The organism is Amycolatopsis sp. lyj-84, from assembly GCF_046549075.1.
GTDB lineage: Bacteria > Actinomycetota > Actinomycetes > Mycobacteriales > Pseudonocardiaceae > Amycolatopsis.
Window position 1 is genome coordinate 25,212 of record NZ_JAJPWO010000019.1, and the last position, 16,466, is coordinate 41,677.

The 16,466-nt window shown below is 68.3% G+C and carries 16 protein-coding genes; 7 read left to right on the plus strand and 9 right to left on the minus strand.

The features are described from left to right. Positions 1-11: 11 nt before the first annotated feature. Positions 12-1,601 (minus strand): discoidin domain-containing protein, encoded by a 1,590-nt coding sequence (locus tag ACLJRM_RS39045; protein ID WP_168214389.1) that lies wholly within the window; start codon positions 1,599-1,601, stop codon positions 12-14. Positions 1,602-1,748: 147 nt separating this feature from the next. Between ACLJRM_RS39045 and ACLJRM_RS39050 the strand changes: the two genes are divergently transcribed. Further along, positions 1,749-2,393, plus strand: a complete 645-nt coding sequence (locus ACLJRM_RS39050; protein ID WP_410665918.1) for an HAD-IA family hydrolase — start codon at positions 1,749-1,751, stop codon at positions 2,391-2,393. On the opposite strand, the gene ACLJRM_RS39055 is transcribed toward ACLJRM_RS39050, so the two are convergent. Beyond that, the gene (locus tag ACLJRM_RS39055; RefSeq protein ID WP_410603279.1) at positions 2,383-2,850 is read right to left on the minus strand and encodes an NUDIX domain-containing protein; all 468 of its coding nucleotides are present in this window, start codon (positions 2,848-2,850) and stop codon (positions 2,383-2,385) included. The two genes, ACLJRM_RS39050 and ACLJRM_RS39055, sit on opposite strands and share 11 nt — an antisense overlap. Positions 2,851-2,992: 142 nt before the next feature. Between ACLJRM_RS39055 and ACLJRM_RS39060 the strand changes: the two genes are divergently transcribed. Next, positions 2,993-3,433 (plus strand): DoxX family protein, encoded by a 441-nt coding sequence (locus ACLJRM_RS39060; RefSeq protein WP_101610138.1) that lies wholly within the window; start codon positions 2,993-2,995, stop codon positions 3,431-3,433. Between the two features lie 196 nt (positions 3,434-3,629). After that, positions 3,630-4,055, plus strand: a complete 426-nt coding sequence (locus tag ACLJRM_RS39065) for a DoxX family protein (RefSeq protein ID WP_101610139.1) — start codon at positions 3,630-3,632, stop codon at positions 4,053-4,055. A gap of 78 nt (positions 4,056-4,133) precedes the next feature. Here ACLJRM_RS39065 and ACLJRM_RS39070 read toward each other — a convergent pair whose 3' ends face one another. The 5 genes from ACLJRM_RS39070 to ACLJRM_RS39090 form a co-directional block, all read right to left on the minus strand. Then, positions 4,134-4,739: a GTP-binding protein gene (locus tag ACLJRM_RS39070; RefSeq protein WP_101610140.1), complete on the minus strand. Its 606-nt coding sequence runs from the start codon at positions 4,737-4,739 to the stop codon at positions 4,134-4,136. Further along, the gene (locus tag ACLJRM_RS39075; protein WP_101610141.1) at positions 4,720-5,091 is read right to left on the minus strand and encodes a DUF742 domain-containing protein; all 372 of its coding nucleotides are present in this window, start codon (positions 5,089-5,091) and stop codon (positions 4,720-4,722) included. Before ACLJRM_RS39075 ends, ACLJRM_RS39070 begins: the two co-directional genes overlap by 20 nt. Then, a complete protein-coding gene (locus ACLJRM_RS39080; RefSeq protein WP_101610142.1) occupies positions 5,088-5,498 on the minus strand; it encodes a roadblock/LC7 domain-containing protein in 411 nt (136 codons plus the stop codon). The genes ACLJRM_RS39075 and ACLJRM_RS39080 overlap by 4 nt, the downstream gene beginning before the upstream one ends. Next, the gene (locus tag ACLJRM_RS39085; protein WP_101610143.1) at positions 5,499-8,006 is read right to left on the minus strand and encodes a nitrate- and nitrite sensing domain-containing protein; all 2,508 of its coding nucleotides are present in this window, start codon (positions 8,004-8,006) and stop codon (positions 5,499-5,501) included. Between the two features lie 373 nt (positions 8,007-8,379). Continuing rightward, positions 8,380-8,730 carry a hypothetical protein gene (locus ACLJRM_RS39090; protein ID WP_101610144.1) on the minus strand — a complete coding sequence of 117 codons (351 nt, stop codon included), beginning with the start codon at positions 8,728-8,730 and terminating at the stop codon, positions 8,380-8,382. A gap of 296 nt (positions 8,731-9,026) precedes the next feature. On the opposite strand from ACLJRM_RS39090, the gene ACLJRM_RS39095 reads away from it, so the two are divergent. Continuing rightward, on the plus strand, positions 9,027-9,617 hold the full coding sequence (locus ACLJRM_RS39095; RefSeq protein WP_410665919.1) for a TetR/AcrR family transcriptional regulator: 591 nt from the start codon (positions 9,027-9,029) through the stop codon (positions 9,615-9,617). Between the two features lie 140 nt (positions 9,618-9,757). On the opposite strand, the gene ACLJRM_RS39100 is transcribed toward ACLJRM_RS39095, so the two are convergent. Then, positions 9,758-10,936 carry a kynureninase gene (locus ACLJRM_RS39100; protein ID WP_101613462.1) on the minus strand — a complete coding sequence of 393 codons (1,179 nt, stop codon included), beginning with the start codon at positions 10,934-10,936 and terminating at the stop codon, positions 9,758-9,760. Between the two features lie 162 nt (positions 10,937-11,098). Here ACLJRM_RS39100 and ACLJRM_RS39105 point away from each other — a divergent pair, with 162 nt between their 5' ends. Then, entirely contained in the window at positions 11,099-12,958 is a 1,860-nt protein-coding gene (locus ACLJRM_RS39105; RefSeq protein ID WP_410665920.1) for an AMP-dependent synthetase/ligase, read from the plus strand. Positions 12,959-13,098: 140 nt separating this feature from the next. Then, a complete protein-coding gene (locus ACLJRM_RS39110; protein ID WP_101610147.1) occupies positions 13,099-13,755 on the plus strand; it encodes a maleylpyruvate isomerase N-terminal domain-containing protein in 657 nt (218 codons plus the stop codon). Positions 13,756-13,763: 8 nt separating this feature from the next. On the opposite strand, the gene ACLJRM_RS39115 is transcribed toward ACLJRM_RS39110, so the two are convergent. Next, positions 13,764-14,657, minus strand: a complete 894-nt coding sequence (locus tag ACLJRM_RS39115; protein WP_101613463.1) for an SDR family NAD(P)-dependent oxidoreductase — start codon at positions 14,655-14,657, stop codon at positions 13,764-13,766. Between the two features lie 370 nt (positions 14,658-15,027). Here ACLJRM_RS39115 and ACLJRM_RS39120 point away from each other — a divergent pair, with 370 nt between their 5' ends. Next, the gene (locus tag ACLJRM_RS39120; protein WP_101610148.1) at positions 15,028-16,242 is read left to right on the plus strand and encodes an MFS transporter; all 1,215 of its coding nucleotides are present in this window, start codon (positions 15,028-15,030) and stop codon (positions 16,240-16,242) included. The last annotated feature ends 224 nt before the right edge of the window (positions 16,243-16,466 follow it).

Sequence of the window (16,466 nt, forward strand, 5' to 3'; positions counted from 1 at the left end):
GATCGCGTGGATCAGTGGCAGGTGTAGGTGGGTGAGGAGTCGATGGTCTTGCCGTCGAGGCCGATCAACTGCGTCGAGAACGCGTTGTCCGACATGTTCAGCTTGAGCACGCCGTAGGTCGAGATCGCCTTCGCCGTCGCCGGATGCTCCGTCTTGACGGGGTACAGGGACGCCCCGCCGCCACCGCCGATGATCTGCACCGGCCCGTTCGGATCCTTGGCCCCGCCGGCGTTCTGCGGGAAGAACCGCTCGTAGTGGTGGTCGTGCCCGTTGAGCACCAGGTCGACCTTGCTCTTGACCATGGTCTCCCAGAGCGTGGCCATCTTCGGGTTGTCGCCGTGGTCACCCGAGGTGTAGCGCGGGTGGTGGTAGTACGCGGCGACGCAGGGCTTGGTGTTGCTCGCCAGGTCCTGCTTGATCCAGTTCAGCTGCTCGTCGCTGACGGCGTTCGCGGCCAGCCCGGGAGAGAACTCCGTGCTGTCGATGGCCACGAAGTGCCAGTTGCCCATTTCCCAGCTGTAGTAGGTCTTCCCGTTCGGCGTCGCGATCTTGCCGAAGTACTTCTTGTAGGCGCCCAGCGGGGTGTGGTCGTAGGTCTCGTGGTTGCCGGGGACCGGGTGCATGATGTTCTTGTACTTGCCCCAGGTCTTGTCGAAGTAGTTCGTGAAGTCCTCGATGTGGGCGTCGTCGTACTGGTTGTCGCCCATGGTGATCACCGCGGCCGGGTTCATCTGCCCGACCAGCGCGGCGGTCTTCGGGTGGACGCACGACGACGAAGACGCGGTGCACTGTTCGGCGATGTCGCCCGAAGCGGCCAGCACGAACGACGAACCGCCGCCCGCTTGCGTGGTCGCCTGGATCTGGCCACTGGCGGCCGAAGTGTTCCCGGCGGCGTCCTTCGCGCGGACGGTGTACGTGTACGCGGTCGCCGCCGTCAGCCCGCTGTCGGTGTAGGAAGCCGTCTCCGACGTTCCCACGACCTGGCCGTTGCGGAGCACTTCGTACGCGCTGACACCGACGTTGTCCGTCGACGCCGTCCACGTGAGGTCCACAGTGGACGAAGTGATCGCGCCCGCCTTGAGGTTCGTGGGCGCGGTCGGCGCCTGGGTGTCGCCGGTGGAGTCCGACGTCCCGTAAACCTGCATCTCCCACAGGGAGTAGCCGTAACTGGTGGCGCGCTTGGTCGCGACGAGGCGGAGGTACCGGCCGCGGGCGGCGAGACCGGTGAGGTCGTCGGTGCCGCCGTTGCCGTTGGTGACGGACTTGACGGAGGTCCACGCCGAGCCGTCGTTGGAGACTTCCAGCTTGTACGCGGTGGCGTATGCCGCTTCCCAGTTCAGCTTGACCCGGTTGACGGCGGAAGGACCGCCGAGGTCGACACGGATGAACTGCGGGTCCGCGCCTTCGGCGCTGGCCCAGCGGGTGTTGGTCTTCCCGTCGACGGCGAGCGGGCCGCCGTACTCAGCGGCCTCGACCGAGGAGACGATAACGGGTTTTCCTTGGGACAAAAGGACATCAGCGGCCTGTGCGCTTCCGCTGAGCAGCGTCGGCAACAGGATGGCGGCCGCGCCTAAGGGCAGTAGTCGGGTTCGGGCCTTCACATCGATCTCCCCGGGAATCCGTGGCGGCGGGTTGAGAGGGACGGGTGCGCGGCGTTGTTCTTTTGTTCACTGTTCGTTTGGTAAGTTTCCTAACGAATGCGTACGGTAATCCGTGCCACTCAGCGAGTCAAGACGTAGACTCGTCCCATGACCGGCGCCTTGATCTTCGACTTCGACGGAACGCTGGTCGACACCGAAGCGGCCGTCCTCGTGGCCTGGCAGGAGACCTTTCGCGAACGCGGCGGCGAGCTCCCCCTCGACGTCTGGCACACCGTGATCGGCACGCAGAACACCGCCATCGCGATGTTCGAGCTGCTGGCGAAGGACGACGAGAACCTGGACAGGATCGCGGTCCGCACCGGCGTGCGCGCCCGGGTCACCGAGCTGCTGGAATCCGTGGGCCCGCGCCCCGGTGTCCAGGAGTACCTCGACGACGCGAAAGAACAGGGCCTTCGGCTCGCCATCGCGTCGAGCTCGACCGGAGACTGGGTCTCCACGCATTTGAACCGGCTCGGCCTGACGGACGCTTTCGAGGCCGTCCTCACCGGCGACCTTCACGAGGCGAAGCCGAGCCCGGACCTCTACCTGGCCGCGCTCGCCGCGCTGGACCTGCCGCCGTCCGAGGCGATCGCGATCGAGGACTCGCCGCACGGCGTCACCGCGGCGAAGGCCGCCGGGCTGAGGTGTGTCGCGGTACCGAACCCGATCACCGCGGTACTGAACTTCGACCACGCCGATCTCGTCCTCGGATCGCTGGCCGACAAACCGCTCAGTGAGTTACTCAGCCGTTGAGCAACTCACCCAGCCGGGTGAGGAACGGGCGCTGGCCCTTGAGTAGCTTCTCCTCCGCTTCGGCGAGCCCGAACCAGGCGACCCTGTCGACCTCCGGGAACTCCTGCGTCTTGCCCGACCGCGGCGGCCACTCCATCTCGAAGGTGCCGGGAACGACCTGAGCCGGGTCGAGGTCACCCTCCACCGCCCAGACCGTCACGACCTTGCCGCCGGACTGCTTCACCTCACCGAGCGGGCGGTACTCCCCCTCCGGCGCCGGCAGCCCCAGTTCCTCCTGGAACTCGCGCCGCGCCGCGGCCTCCGGCGTCTCGTCCGCCTCGTACTCACCCTTGGGCACCGACCAGCCGCCCGCGTCCTTTTTCGCCCAGAACGGCCCGCCCATATGCCCGAGCAGCACCTCGGTCACCTCGCCCGACCTGCGGAAGAGCAGGATCCCGGCACTCGTCTTACCCGCCATGGCCTCCAGTATGACCTTGCTCCGATCGGGTGATGAGGCCGCGCGGGCGAAAAAGTTTCCGTCCGGATGTCGATTCGCGTCGAGTCCGTCCGACGCATGGGCAGAAGCAGCCCGACAGCCTCTCCCGGAAGGACCCGGAACCATGACGCAGACCATCACCCCCGCCAAGACCACCTCCACCGTCACCCCGCGCACCGCCAAGGCACAGGGCGCGATCCAGTCGGCCGTCCGGATCGTCGTCTCGTTCCTCTTCCTCTGCCACGGCCTGCAGGGATTCGGCTTCTTCGGTGGCGTCGACGGCGCGGGCGGCTCCGTGGAACTCGGCTCCTGGCCCGGCTGGTACGGCAGCGTGATCGAGGTCGTCGGCGCCGCGCTGGTGCTGGTTGGCCTGTTCACCCGGCCGGTCGCGGTACTCCTCTCCGGCGTCATGGCCTACGCCTACTTCACCGTCCACGCGCCGGAAGGCCTGCTGCCGCTGCAGAACATGGGCGAGCTGTCGACCCTTTACTGCTGGATCTTCCTGCTGATCGCGGTGGTCGGCCCGGGCACCTTCGCCCTCGACACGCTGCGCCGCCGTCGCTGATACCGGAATCGCGAGGCCCCTTTCCTGGAATCATTCCAGGAAAGGGGCCTTTATCGCGTTCCGGCCCATTGCGGCGTTGTTAAATTCGGACATACCATGGAATTACCCCCCGAAAGAAAGTTCCCTACAGATGGGGGTATCCGGCATCCTCTATCGCATCAATGGTTTAGACCACCTTGAGCCGGAAGGATGCGTCATGACCCAGACAGCCACCGCCACGACCACCGAGATCGGCCCGACCCCCGCCAAGTGGCAGGGCCTCGGCCTCTCCGTCGTCCGCGTAGTGGTCTCGTTCCTCTTCCTCTGCCACGGTCTGCAGAAGATGGGACTGTTCGACAAGCCCGCCGTCTCGTTCGGCACCTGGCCCGGCTGGTACGCCGGGGTGATCGAGCTGGTCGGCTCGCTGCTGATCCTGGTGGGCCTGTTCACCCGCCCGGTCGCGGTGCTGCTCTCGGGCACGATGGCCTACGCGTACTTCGTCGTCCACCAGCCCGACGCGCTGCTGCCGTTGCAGAACAAGGGTGAGATGGCCGCCCTGTACTCGTGGGTCTTCCTGCTGTTCGCGGTGGTCGGGCCGGGCACCTACGCGCTCGACACCTTGCGCCGCCGCCGCAAGTCCTGATCTCCCACCCTGTGCAAGGAAAGGCCCGTTACTTGCGAAATTTGCAAGTAACGGGCCTTTCATTGCGTCAGTGAGGCGTCAGCGGCCCTGTGGCAGCCCGGCGGCCAGGTCGGACAACGCGAGCACGTGCTCCATCAGCACGGTCAGCACCTGCTTCGTCGAATCGCGTTCCCGCGCGTCGCACAGCAGCAGCGGGACGTCCATGCTGACGTCGAGCGCCTGCCGGACCTCCTCGGTGCCGTAGCGGTACGCGTTGTCGAAGCAGTTGACGGCGACGACGAACGGCAGCCCGCGGCGCTCGAAGAAATCGACGGCCGCGAAGCAACTGTCGAGACGCCGGGTGTCGGCCAGCACGACGGCGCCGAGCGCGCCTTCGGCCAGCTCGTCCCACATGAACCAGAACCGGTCCTGCCCCGGCGTGCCGAACAGGTAAAGGATCAGCTCGGGGTTGATGGTGATCCGGCCGAAGTCGAGGGCGACCGTGGTGGTCGTCTTCTTTTCGACACCGGTGAGGTCGTCGACGCCCTCGGACGCCGCGGTGATGACCTCCTCGGTGCGCAGCGGGGGAACCTCGCTGACCGAACCGACCATCGTGGTCTTACCGACCCCGAACCCGCCGGCGATGAGGACCTTGACCGCGTTCGCGGTCAGGGATCGCCGGGGCTCAGAGTTTCCGGATGCCATCAAGAACCGCCTGGAGTACGTGTTTGTTGGGAGTGTCGGTGACCGGTGTCGCGGTACGGAACAGCACGAGGTTCTGTTCGATGAGGTCGCTCAGCAGCACCTTCACCACCGGCAACGGCAGATCGATGCGCGCCGCGACCTCCGCGACTGAGGTCGGTCTCTGGCACAGGTTGAGGATCCGCCCGTACTCCGGTTCGAAGCCGGCGACCTCGTGCGCCGTGCGCATGGCGACCACCAGGGTGATCAGGTCGAGGCCGAGCGTGTCCGAGCGGGTGCGCCCGCCCGTGACGGCGTACGACCGGACCAGCGGACCGGCCTCGTCCTCGAACCACGACTCGTGCCGCCCGCTCATGGCGAACTGGGAGTCGCGGCGCGGGGCGCCGAAGTGAGCACCGCGCCGACCCGTTTGACCATCATGTTCATCTCGTAGGCCACGAGACCCATGTCCGCGTCTTCCTTGGCCAGCAGCGCGAGGCACGCGCCGCGGCCCGCCGCGGTGACGAACAGGAAGGCGTGGTCCATCTCCACCATGGTCTGGCGGACGTTGCCGCCGCCGAAGTGCCGTCCCGTGCCCCTGGCGAGGCTCTGGAACGCCGACGCCACCGCGGACAGGTGCTCGCCGTCCTGCTCCGACAGGTTGCCGGATCGTCCGATGAGCAGACCGTCCGCCGAAAGGACTACCGCCCTGTCCGCACCGCTGACCCGCTTGACCAGGTCATCCAGCAACCAGTCGAGTTCACTGACTCCCGCGTTGGCCATCTAGTCACGATCTCCGTACATGTCGTGGTCGGTGTAGTCGTCGGTGGGCTCGGTGTCCCGGCCGCGGCGCGTCCCCTGCTGGAACGCGGCGAGGCGGTTCCTGGCCAGCTCGGGGGTGTCCTCGCGGACCTCCTCGCGCTGGGCGGCAGGCCGGTCCTCCATCAGCTGGGGGACCAGGTTCGTCTGACGGCGGCGCTGCGGCAGCGGTGGCCTGCCCGGCGCCTCGGGGCCGGGTCGCCGGGTCTGCGGCGGACGGCCGTCCTGCGGTCGGGTGTCGGCGGGCGGCCACGCCGGCGGCTGCACCGGCTGCGGCCGGGCCTCGGCACGCGCGGGCTCCGGGCGGATCGGCTCGGGGCGGGGCGTTTCGGGCCGGGGCACCCGCGGCTGGCGCGAGGGCAGCGGCGGCAACGAGGCGCCGGGCGAATCGGGACCGGGCTGGTGCATGACCGGGGCCTGAGGGGCCACCGGCATCGGCACGGGGAGCTCGGGCCGTTCCGCGGGGAACTCGGTGCGGTGCCGGGCACGACGGCCCGGGAGCAGCGGTGCGGCGTCCGGCACCTCGGTGCTCTCGGGGTCCACCTCGTCCTCCGGCTGATCAGACGGGACCGGCGCGAGCAGGTCGGTGCGGACGAGCACGATGGCCCTGGTGCCGCCGTACGCGGACTCGCGCAGGTGCACGGAGATCCCGTGCCGCGCGGCGAGCCGCGCGACCACGAACAGGCCCAGCCGTGGCTCGGCTGACAACGCCATGATGCCGAAGTCCGGCGGATCGGCCAACATCCCGTTCAGCTCGGCGGCCTGCTCGGGCTCGATGCCGAGGCCCTGGTCCTCGACCTCGATCACGACGCCCTTGCCGACCACGTTGCCCCGGAGCTCGACGCGCGACTGCGGCGGCGAGAACGAGGTCGCGTTGTCGATCAGCTCCGCGAGCAGGTGCACGAGGTCGCCGACGACCGGGCCCTGCACCGCGATCGCGGGCATCTTCGCCGTCTTCACCCTGGCGAAGTCCTCGGTCTCGGCCGAGGCGCCACGGGTCAGCTCGGCCAGCGTGACCGGCTTGCGCCACTGGCGGCCGGGCTGGCCGCCACCGAGGATGATCAGGTTCTCCGCGTTGCGGCGGGCGCGGGTGGAGAGGTGGTCCAGCTGGAAGAGCGTCTCCAGCTGCTCCGGGTCCTCCTGCTTGCGCTCGGCCTGGTCGAGCACCTTGAGCTGGCGGTGCACGATCACCTGGCTGCGGTGCGCGATGTTGAGGAACACCGTCTTGGTGCCTTCACGGGTCCTCGCCTCTTCGACGGCGGCCGCGATGGCGGTCTGCTGCGCCTTGTTGAAGGCCTCGGCGACCTGGCCGATCTCGTCGTCGCCGTGATCGAGGAAGTGCCCCTTGTCGTCGAGGTCGACGGGCTCGCCCGCCCGCACCCGGTCCACCAGTTCGGGCAGCCGGATCTCGGCGACGTCGAGGGTGTCCTCACGCAGCCGGGCCAGCCTGCCGATGAGCCGGTTGGACAACCGCAGGGCGACGACGAACACGCCGATCGCCACGAGCAGCGCGATGACCGCCGCGATGGCCGAGGTGATCAGCGTCCGGTCGGCGTCGTCGATGGCCTGCGTGGTGGCGGCACCACTCTGCTCGACGAAGCCGCGCATCATCGCGTCGCCGACGCCGCGGGCCGACTGCAGCCAGAGCTGCTCGGGAACCGGGAGCGTGGCCTTGCTGTTCTGCAGGAAGGTGTTCTCGACCGTGTTGACGGCCTTCCACGGGTCACTCGCGACGAGCTGGTCGAACTTCGCCTTGACGCCCGGGGACATCCGCGTCACGGAAGACTCGAGCAGCGACCGGTACGAACCGACCTGGGTGACGTACGCACGGTAGGTCTCGTCGGTGAAGCCGCCGCCCGCCACGGCCGCGGCGGCGAGGGAGTTCGACCGCTGCAACTGGTCGATCGCGGTGAACAGCGGCACCGCGGTGATCCGCTGATAAGCGTTCTCCGCGTTCGGCGCGTCCTGGGCGAAACCGGTGAGACCTTCGACGAACTGGTCGACGATCTGGTTGTAGTAGGTGAAGGCGTCGAGTAGCGGCAACTGACCGGAGTCGGCCGACTGCCGGATCTGCGGCATCTTCTGGAAGAGCCCGCTCACCGTGGCGATGTTGCGCTGCACGCTGTCGGGCGAGTTGCCGACCAAGGTCTGGAGATAGCTGACGACGCCTTGGGTGGCGGCGTCGGTCTTGGCGCGCTGCTCCACGAGCGCGGCGTGCTGCGAACGGTCGCCCGCGAGCTCGCGCAGCGTCAGCCGGCGCTCCTCCTGGATCTGACCGAAGAAGGGGACGGTGGGCGCTTCCGAGCCCCGGATCCGTTGCGCGTAGTCGCGACCGTTGACCGCGTCGAAGATCAAGTACCCGCCGATCGCGAGACCGACGAGCATCAGCGCGATGCTCGGAATGAGCGCGATCGTCAGAACGCGCGAACGAATCGAAGAGCCGCGGCCTCGTCGAAGGGAAATCTGCTTCACCGTGGTCCGTTTTCCTTCCGGCAGTTATTGGTGTCGGGTCGCCGGGGATCTCATACCCGCGGGATCCGATAGCCGGATCAACACAGCGTGGTCCGCTCCGCCCGCGAAGACGCTAGGAGACCCAAACGGGTGAGTCAAGCCCGGACGCGAAGGGTAGTCGCGTATCGCCGTGACCAGGTGACAAGAGGCCGTCGGACCTCGAAAGTCCACCACGTGGACAGGGGTGGCCCGCGAAGTGACTCACCAGTAGATCACCTGGCGGTTTACCGCAGGCAGCGGCTTGATCGACGCTCATCGGACTCGATCAAGTAACAGCCCGTCGTACTCGTGTCCGTACGAAAAAGTCCACGAAAACTACTCGCCGTGACCTCGCTCACGCTTTCGGACCGGGGCTCCACATACCGTTCGGTTTGCGAACGACTTCACCCCGCAGGAAGGCGGCCGTAAGACCGTTCGATCCGCGGAATCGAGAATTGACGGCGCTTATTACGGGCGAATCGGCGAAATGATCTTCGGCGGCGCGGCCGAGCTCCTCCTCGAGGAGTGTGTCGACCCTCCTGGACGCGTCGCGGAGCATCCGGACGCCCGCCCAGCACAAGGTCACCACCCCGGCGGCCAGAATCACGACGAGCGCCGTCTCGACCGGGTAACGCGAGCCGAATTCGTTGAGCAGGAAACCGGAAGCGACACCGAACACGGCGACGGCGGTATAGGTGATCGACACAATCCCCTCCTTCTCCAGGCGCCGTGGCCCGCGCCTCGCCGCTGAGACGAGCGACGCGGGTTTTCCTTACGCCACAGGGGAAGGATCTACGTCACACTCGCGGCGAGAGCGAATGTCGAGACTAACAGCGGATTCACCAAAGATCGCCTCGTCTCCCCCGAGGGGGCGAGGTGATCACCTTTTTGCCACCGATTTCCGAATGAACTTCACCATTTGCGCGGCCGTTACGAAGCCTTCCTATAAGGCGAATTCGCACGTCGGCAGCAGCAAGACAGAACGTTCTATATGCTGGAGGCATGGCAGCCACGACCACCCGCCGCTCCGTGGCCAGGGACCGCCTCTTGGAGACGGCGTCGAAGATCTTCTACACGCAGGGGATCCACTCCGTCCCCGTGGACGACGTCATCGTCGCGGCCGAGGTCAGCCGGGCGACCTTCTACCGGCACTTCCCCGGCAAGGAAGACCTGGTCCGCGCCTACCTCGAAGCCGAGCACGACCGGATCCGCGGGCTCGTCGCCGCCGCGACGGAGCAGAAGCCGGAGCCTTCGAAAATGCTCGAAATCCTCGTCCTCGGCATCGGCGAGGAGATCTGCGCGCCGGGCTTCCGCGGCTGCCCGTTCATCAACGCGGCCGCCGAGTACCCGGATCCGGAGCACCCCGTGCGGCGGGTCGTGCGCGAACACCGGACGTGGTTCCGCGACTCGATCGCGGAGATCGTCGGCGCGACGGGGCACCCCGACCCCGCGGCCGCCGCGCGGGAGCTGACCTTCCTGCGCGACGGGGCCATGGTCGGCGGCTATCTCGAAGACGCGGACGAGGTGCGCGAAAGCCTCGCGCACGCCGCCCGCGCCGTACTCAGCGCCGGAGTTCCCCAACTGGAGTCGTGAGTGACAAAGAGGGCTGGAGCGGACCGGTAGTCGCTTACCTACGCGTGGCCAGGGCGAGGGTGAGGTGCGGTAGTCGAGAAGTCGCTCCGGGTCTCGGAGCTTGATCAACGGAGGATCGGGGACACTCAACGTCCTCAATCTTAGTTCCCCCGGTGTAGTTCACCCAGTGTCGTGACGGCGCGGAGCACCTCGCCGTAGGTGGTGTAGAGCGGCGCCAGGCCGAACCTCAGCACGTTGGGCGGGCGGAAGTCCCCGATCACCCCGCGCTCGATCAAGGCCGCCATCGTCTTGGCCGCGTCGTCGTCGACGACCGAGATCTGGTGCCCGCGGTCGTGTCCGCGCGGGGTCGGGATCGTCGCGCCGTCGAGGAGTTCGTCCGCGCACCGGAAGAAGAAGTCACCGAGCGCGAGCCCCTTTCGGCGCAGCAGCCCGCGATCCACGCCGTCCCAGACGTCGAGGGCCGCGTCCAAGGCCAGCAGCGAAAGCATGTCGGGAGTACCCGCGCGGCCACGCGAGATCCCGGCGTGCGCCTCGTAGGCGCCGCGCATCCCGAACGGATCGCGATCACCGGCCCAGCCGGCCAGCGGCTGGTCGAACCGGTCCAGCCATTTCGTTGCCACGTAAAGGAAAGCGGGCGATCCCGGACCGCCGTTGAGGAATTTGTAGGTGCAGCCGACGGCGAGGTCCACTCCCGAGGCGTCCAGTTCCACCGGGAGCGCGCCGACGCTGTGGCAGAGGTCCCAGAGCGCGAGCGCCCCGGCCCGGTGCAGCGCGCCGGTCAGCGCGGCCATGTCGTGGACGCGTCCGGTGACGTAGTCGACGTGGTTGATCAGCGCGACGGCCGTCCGTTCGCTCACCTCGTCCGGCAGGTCCTCGGCGACGACCCGCCGCACCGTGCGCCCGGTCAGCCGGGCGGCCTCGTCCGCGAGGTAGCCGTCGGTCGGGAACGTGTCCGCGTCGACGAGGATCTCGTCGCGGCCCGGCCTGAGCCGGGTCGCGGCGACCAGCGCCTTGAACAGGTTCACACTGGTCGAGTCCGCCACGACGACCTGCCCCGGCGCGGCCCCCACGAGCGGCGCGATCCGTTCGCCGACCCGCTCCGGCGCCTCCCACCAGCCTTCCGACCAGGATCGGATGAGCCGTCCGCCCCATTCCTCGCGGATGACCGCGGCGACACGTCCGGCGACGTGCTTCGGCGGCGCGCCCAGCGAGTTGCCGTCGAAGTAGGCGACGCCCGCGTCGAGGTCGAATTCGTTTCGCTTGTGCGCCAAGGGATCAGCCGCGTCCAGTGCCGCGGCCTCGGCTACGAGGTCAGTCACGTGGTCATCGTCGGTGACGGGATTCCGGAAGTCCACGACTGACGCGATGAAAACGGAAAAGGTGGACATTTCGCGTAGCGCAACCGTGGCCGCGATTCTCTATCCACCACTGACCGGAGCCCTTACAGTGTGCCTGATCAGGCAGCATCGAGGAGGCCAGCGTTGACCAACCAGCCGACCGTCGCCGAGCAGATCGAAGGCCAGACCATCCCCGCCCTGCTTCACCGCAACGCCCAGGAGTTCGGTGAGCTGCCGGCGGTCACGTCCCTCGACATCGAGGGCAAGCCGACCCTGAACTGGCGTGAATTCCGCACCGCCATCGCGGAGGTGTCGCGCGGGCTCGCCGGGCTCGGTCTCGGCTCCCGCGACCGGATGCTGATCATGGCGCCGAGCAGTCCCGATCACCTGATCGCCGACCTCGCCGCGGCCCATCTCGGCGCGATCCCGTGCACCGCGTACGCGACGCTCAGCCCGGAGCAGATCGGGTACGTCGCCCGGCACAGCGCCGCCGGCGTCGTCGTACTCGCCGGTGCCGACGAACTCGGCCGCTGGTCCCAGATCCTCGACGACCTGCCCGCGCTGCGCCACATCGTCCTGCTCGACGCGTCCGTGGTCCCCGCGGACGACAAACGGTTCCTCTCGTTCGCGGAGCTGCGCGCGGCGGGCGCCGAGGCCCACGCGGCCGACCCGTCGGCGTTCGAGACCGCGTGGTCCGCGATCGGCCAGGACGACCCGCTGTCGATGATCTACACCTCCGGCACCACCGGCGAACCCAAGGGTGTCGTGCTGTCGCACCGGAACGCGATCTACGAGGCGATCGCGGTCCAGAAACTGCACGAGTCGCCGATGCACGCCACGAACATCGCGTACCTTCCGCTCGCGCACATCGCCGAACGCGAAATCTCGATCTACATGCCGATCGTGTGGGCCGGGCACGTGCACACCGTCGGCGACCCGACCACCGTCGTCGGCGCGCTGGGCCAGGTGCACCCGAAGAGCTTCTTCGGTGTCCCGCGGGTGTGGGAAAAGATGGTCGCGGGCCTGAAGAACCTGCTCGGTTCGCTGCCGGAGGACAAGCGGAACGGGCTGCTCGGCGCCAACGAACTGCTGCAACAGGGCTACAAACTGCGCAGTGACGGCAAAGAGGTCCCGCCGGAGCTTGCGGAGAAGATCGCGCAGACCGACGCGGCCGCGCTCGCGCCGGTGCGGGCGATGCTGGGCCTGGACCAGATCGAGGTCGCCACCAGCGGTGCCGCCGCGCTGCCGGTGGAGATCCTGTACTTCATCGCCGGGCTCGGCATCGAGATCCAGGAGGTCTGGGGACTGTCCGAGACCACCGGCGCGGTCACGTCGAACACGCCGTCCGCGTTCAAGGCGGGCTCGGTCGGGAAGCCGCTGGAAGGCGTCGAGGTGAAGGTCGCCGAGGACGGCGAACTGCTGGTCCGCGGCCCGATCGTGTTCCTCGGCTACCTGCAGGAGGACGGCTCGATCAAACCGGACATCGACGCCGACGGGTGGCTCGCCACCGGCGACATCGGGACCATCGACGAACGCGGCTTCGTCACGATCACCGACCGCAAGAAGGAACTGATCATCACCTCGAGCGGCAAGAACATCGCGCCGACGAAGGTCGAGGGCCTGCTCAAGGAGCACCCGCTGATCGGGCAGGCCGTCGCGATCGGCGAGAAGCGGCCGTACGTGACGGCGCTGATCGTCATCGACGACGAGATCGCGCCGGGCTGGGCGACCGCGAACGGCATCCAGCTCACCGAAGGCGAATCGCTGGCCGACAACGCGCAGGTGCGCGTGGAGATCGAGAAGGCCGTCGAGGCGGCGAACGCGCGGCTGGCGCGGATCGAGCAGATCAAGCGGTACCACGTGATCCCGAAGGCGTGGACGCCCGAAAGCGGCGAGGTGACCCCGACGCTGAAGCTGAAGCGGCGGATCATCAACGACCGGTACGCGCCGGCGATCGCGGATCTCTACGAGGCCTCCGCTCCGGCACCCGCCGCGGGTTCCTGACCCGGGGTACGCGCGCTGCCAGGAAAGGCCCGTTACTGGCAAAATTTGCCAGTAACGGGCCTTTCATTGCACGCGCGCCACGCCACACCCCCGGCACAAAGCGGTCGCCGTCAGGGTGCCGCCGCTGCTAACTTGCCGCCGTGGATCTCTTCTCCCGCTCGTGGGCGGCGCTCCTCGCCGCCGTCGCCGCAACCCCCGACGAAGACTTCACCAAGCCGTCCGGCTGCGCGGGCTGGCTGGTCCAGGACCTGGTGTGTCACCTGGTGATCGACGCCCAGGACGTCCTGATCACCCTCGCCACCCCCGCCGAAACGGCACCGACGCGCGACGCGGTCACCTACTGGGAGGTCACCGACCAGCCGCCCACCGGCGAAGACGACCTCGACGCGCTGATCGTGCGGCTCGCCGCCGCGTACCAGGAGCCCCGGCTCCTCAAGTTCCACCTGGACGACGTCGGTTCGGCCGCGGGCCGGGCCGCCGGCCTCGCCGACCCGGGGACGCGGGTCGCCACCCGCGACATCGTCCTGTCCGCGGGCGACTACCTGGCCGCGTACGTCCTGGAGTGGACGTTGCACCACCTCGACCTCGTCGCGCACCTGCCGCACCTCCCGGGCCCGGCCGCCGACAGTCTCGCGAAGACGCGGCAGATCCTGGAGCAGCGCACCGGGGAGAAGTTCCCGGCGTCGTTCTCCGACACGGACGCGCTGCTGGTCGGCACCGGACGCCGCGAGCCGACCGGCGCGGAGAAGGCCGAGCTAGGCGATCTCGCCGCGAAACTGCCGTTCGTCGTCGGCTAAGTGGTCGGTCAAGCGGTCCGGGTCGACTCCGTCCACTTGCGCAGCCGGGGCGGGACGCGCTTTTCGAGGCCGTAGTTCTCCAGGTGCGCGCTGAACACCTCGTCGAAGGCGCGCTGCACGGTCTCGGTGTCCCACACCGGCCGCTCGAGGATGGGCTGCTTCAGGTACGGCTGCCCCATGACGTGCAGTTGCGGCCCGTTGCAGCGGATCATCTGCCCGGTGATCCCGTGGGACCCGGCGCCGAGCAGGAACAGCACGACCGGCGCGATCCGCGACGGCGTCCGGTCCGGCGGGCAGGAGCGCAGTGACCGTTCGGACTTCCACACCATCCGGGTGTGCGCGAGCGGGCAGACCGCGTTCACCCGGATCCCGCTCTCCTCCAGGTCGAGCGCCCAGGAGTAGGTCAGCGAAGCGACGGCGCCCTTGCTGGCGGCGTACACGCCGAGCTTGCGCTGCCCGAGCGAGGCCCCGGACGAGATGTTGACGATCGAGCCCTGTTTTCCCCGCGCGACCATCGCCTTGATGGCGGCGAGGCCGGTGTACATGACGCCGAGGACGTTCACCTCGACCAGTTCGCGGGCCTGCTCGACGTCGTCCTCCCACGGCAACGCCTCGTAGTTCAGGCCCGCGTTGTTGACCAGCCCGTCGATCGCGCCGAACTCGGCCAGGCAGAGGTCGACGATCTCCTGTGCCTGCTTCGGATCCGCGACGCTGTGCCCGCTGGCGACCGCCTTGCCACCGAAGCGGCGGATGTTCTCCGCCGTCCGCTCGGCCAGCGCGACGTCGATGTCGTTGACCACGACGGCCCCACCCGCCCTGGCCACGTGCACCGCGAACGCCTCGCCGAGGCCCCGTCCCGCCCCGGTCACGACGACGGCTTTGTCGTCGAGCAAACCGTTCATCGCCTTCACCCCTTTGGCCCGGCCGGCCTCCACCTCCAGGCCGGTCTCTACTCAGTGTTGGCCCATTCGGCCCAACCTGAACTCAGGCGGCGGCGAACGGCGGGCGGGCTGCGCCGAGCGAGTGCGGGGCGACAGGCGCGCAGATACCCGCGGACGAGTCAGAGCGACGTCACTCACCGGTCAGACGGCGTAGCTCGATCGGCCTAACGGGCGAAGGATTCGCTGGTCTTCTGTTCGTCTCCCTGTAGCCGGAGGCATACTGAACGTTGTTCGGCGGGACATTAACTGTGACTCCCTCGTCGGCCACGTAACAGGCAGGCAAGAATGCGAGGGAGCTGAGTTCACCCGATCGGGGGGAGGTGGTCACGGAGTGAAGACGAACGCGGCGCCGCGGATGACCGCCGCCCTGGCGAACCGCGAGTTCCGCGCACTCTGGCTCGCCGAGGTGCAGTCCCTCATCGGGGACCAGCTGACCATCGTCGCGCTGGCCATCCTCGTCTACGACCGCACCGGCTCCGCGCTGCTCTCGGCGGTGGTCTACTCCCTGACCTTCCTGCCCGCGCTGGCCGGCGGCCTCGGCCTTTCCCAGCTGGCCGACCGCTACCCGAGGCGCACCGTCCTCGTCTACTCGTCCCTGCTCCAAGCGGTGCTGATCGGGATCATGGCGATCCCCGGCACCCCGCTCGCCCTGCTGTGCGGGCTGGTGGTGCTGGCCCGGCTCGCGAACGCGCCCGGCAACGCCGCGCAGAACGCGCTGACCCGCGAGGTGTTCACCGACGACGACCTCTACCTCAAGAGCCAGGACATCCGGGGCATCTCGACCAACACCGCCATGCTGCTCGGCCTGGCGGGCGGCGGTCTGCTGGTGTCACAGGTCGGGGCGAGCTGGGCACTGGGGCTGGACGCCGCGACGTTCCTGTTGAGCGCGGCCGTGGTCCGCTTCTCCGTCTCGCGGCGGGCGGCGGCCTCCGACGGCACCGGCAGCTGGTTCGGCGCGGTGAAGCAGGTGTTCGGCAATCGCCACCTGCGGGTGCTGGTCTGGTTCTCGTGGCTGGTCGGCCTGGCCGTCATCCCCGAAGGGCTCGCCGCGCCGCTGGCCGCCGAGATGGGCGTGGGGAAACAAGCCGTCGGCTGGTTGCTGGCCGCCGATCCGCTGGGCTTCGTCATCGGGGCGTTCTTGCTGTCCAAATTCGTCTCCGCGGAACAACGGCGGAAGCTGCTGGGTGTGCTGGCGGCACTGCCGATGGTCGCCCTGATCGCCTTCGCGCTCAAGCCGGGACTGGTTCCGGCCTTGCTCCTGCTCGCGGCGGCGGGCGCCGCGGGGGCGTACCTGATCACGGTGAGCGCCACGTTCATCACCTGGGTCCCGAACGAACTCAGGGGCGGTGCGGGCGGGGTGTACCGCACCGGGTTGCGGGTGGCTCAAGGAATAGGGGCGGGACTCGGCGGGCTCGCCGCCGATCGGCTCGGGGCGGCGACCTCGGCCATCGCACTGGCAGGCGTCGTCGGCCTGCTGCTGGCCGTCATGGTCGCGCTCAGTTGGGGGCACATCAACGGATCCAGCCCGGAACCGTTGCTGTCATGAGAAATCCACACTGGACGACCCCTGGGGCGGCACGGCCGCCCGGCGGGTTCGTACCCGGAAATCTCGACGGGACACTGCTTCGGCACCTGGGCCTTCGACAGACGGGCGAAAAGAAACGGCTCTCGATCAGAAGTCACGGCTCGACACGGTCACACACCTCCCGGCCACCTCGTTGCTGCGAACTAATACTCTGTCCGGGCTCAGAAGTCACGACTGGACACTAT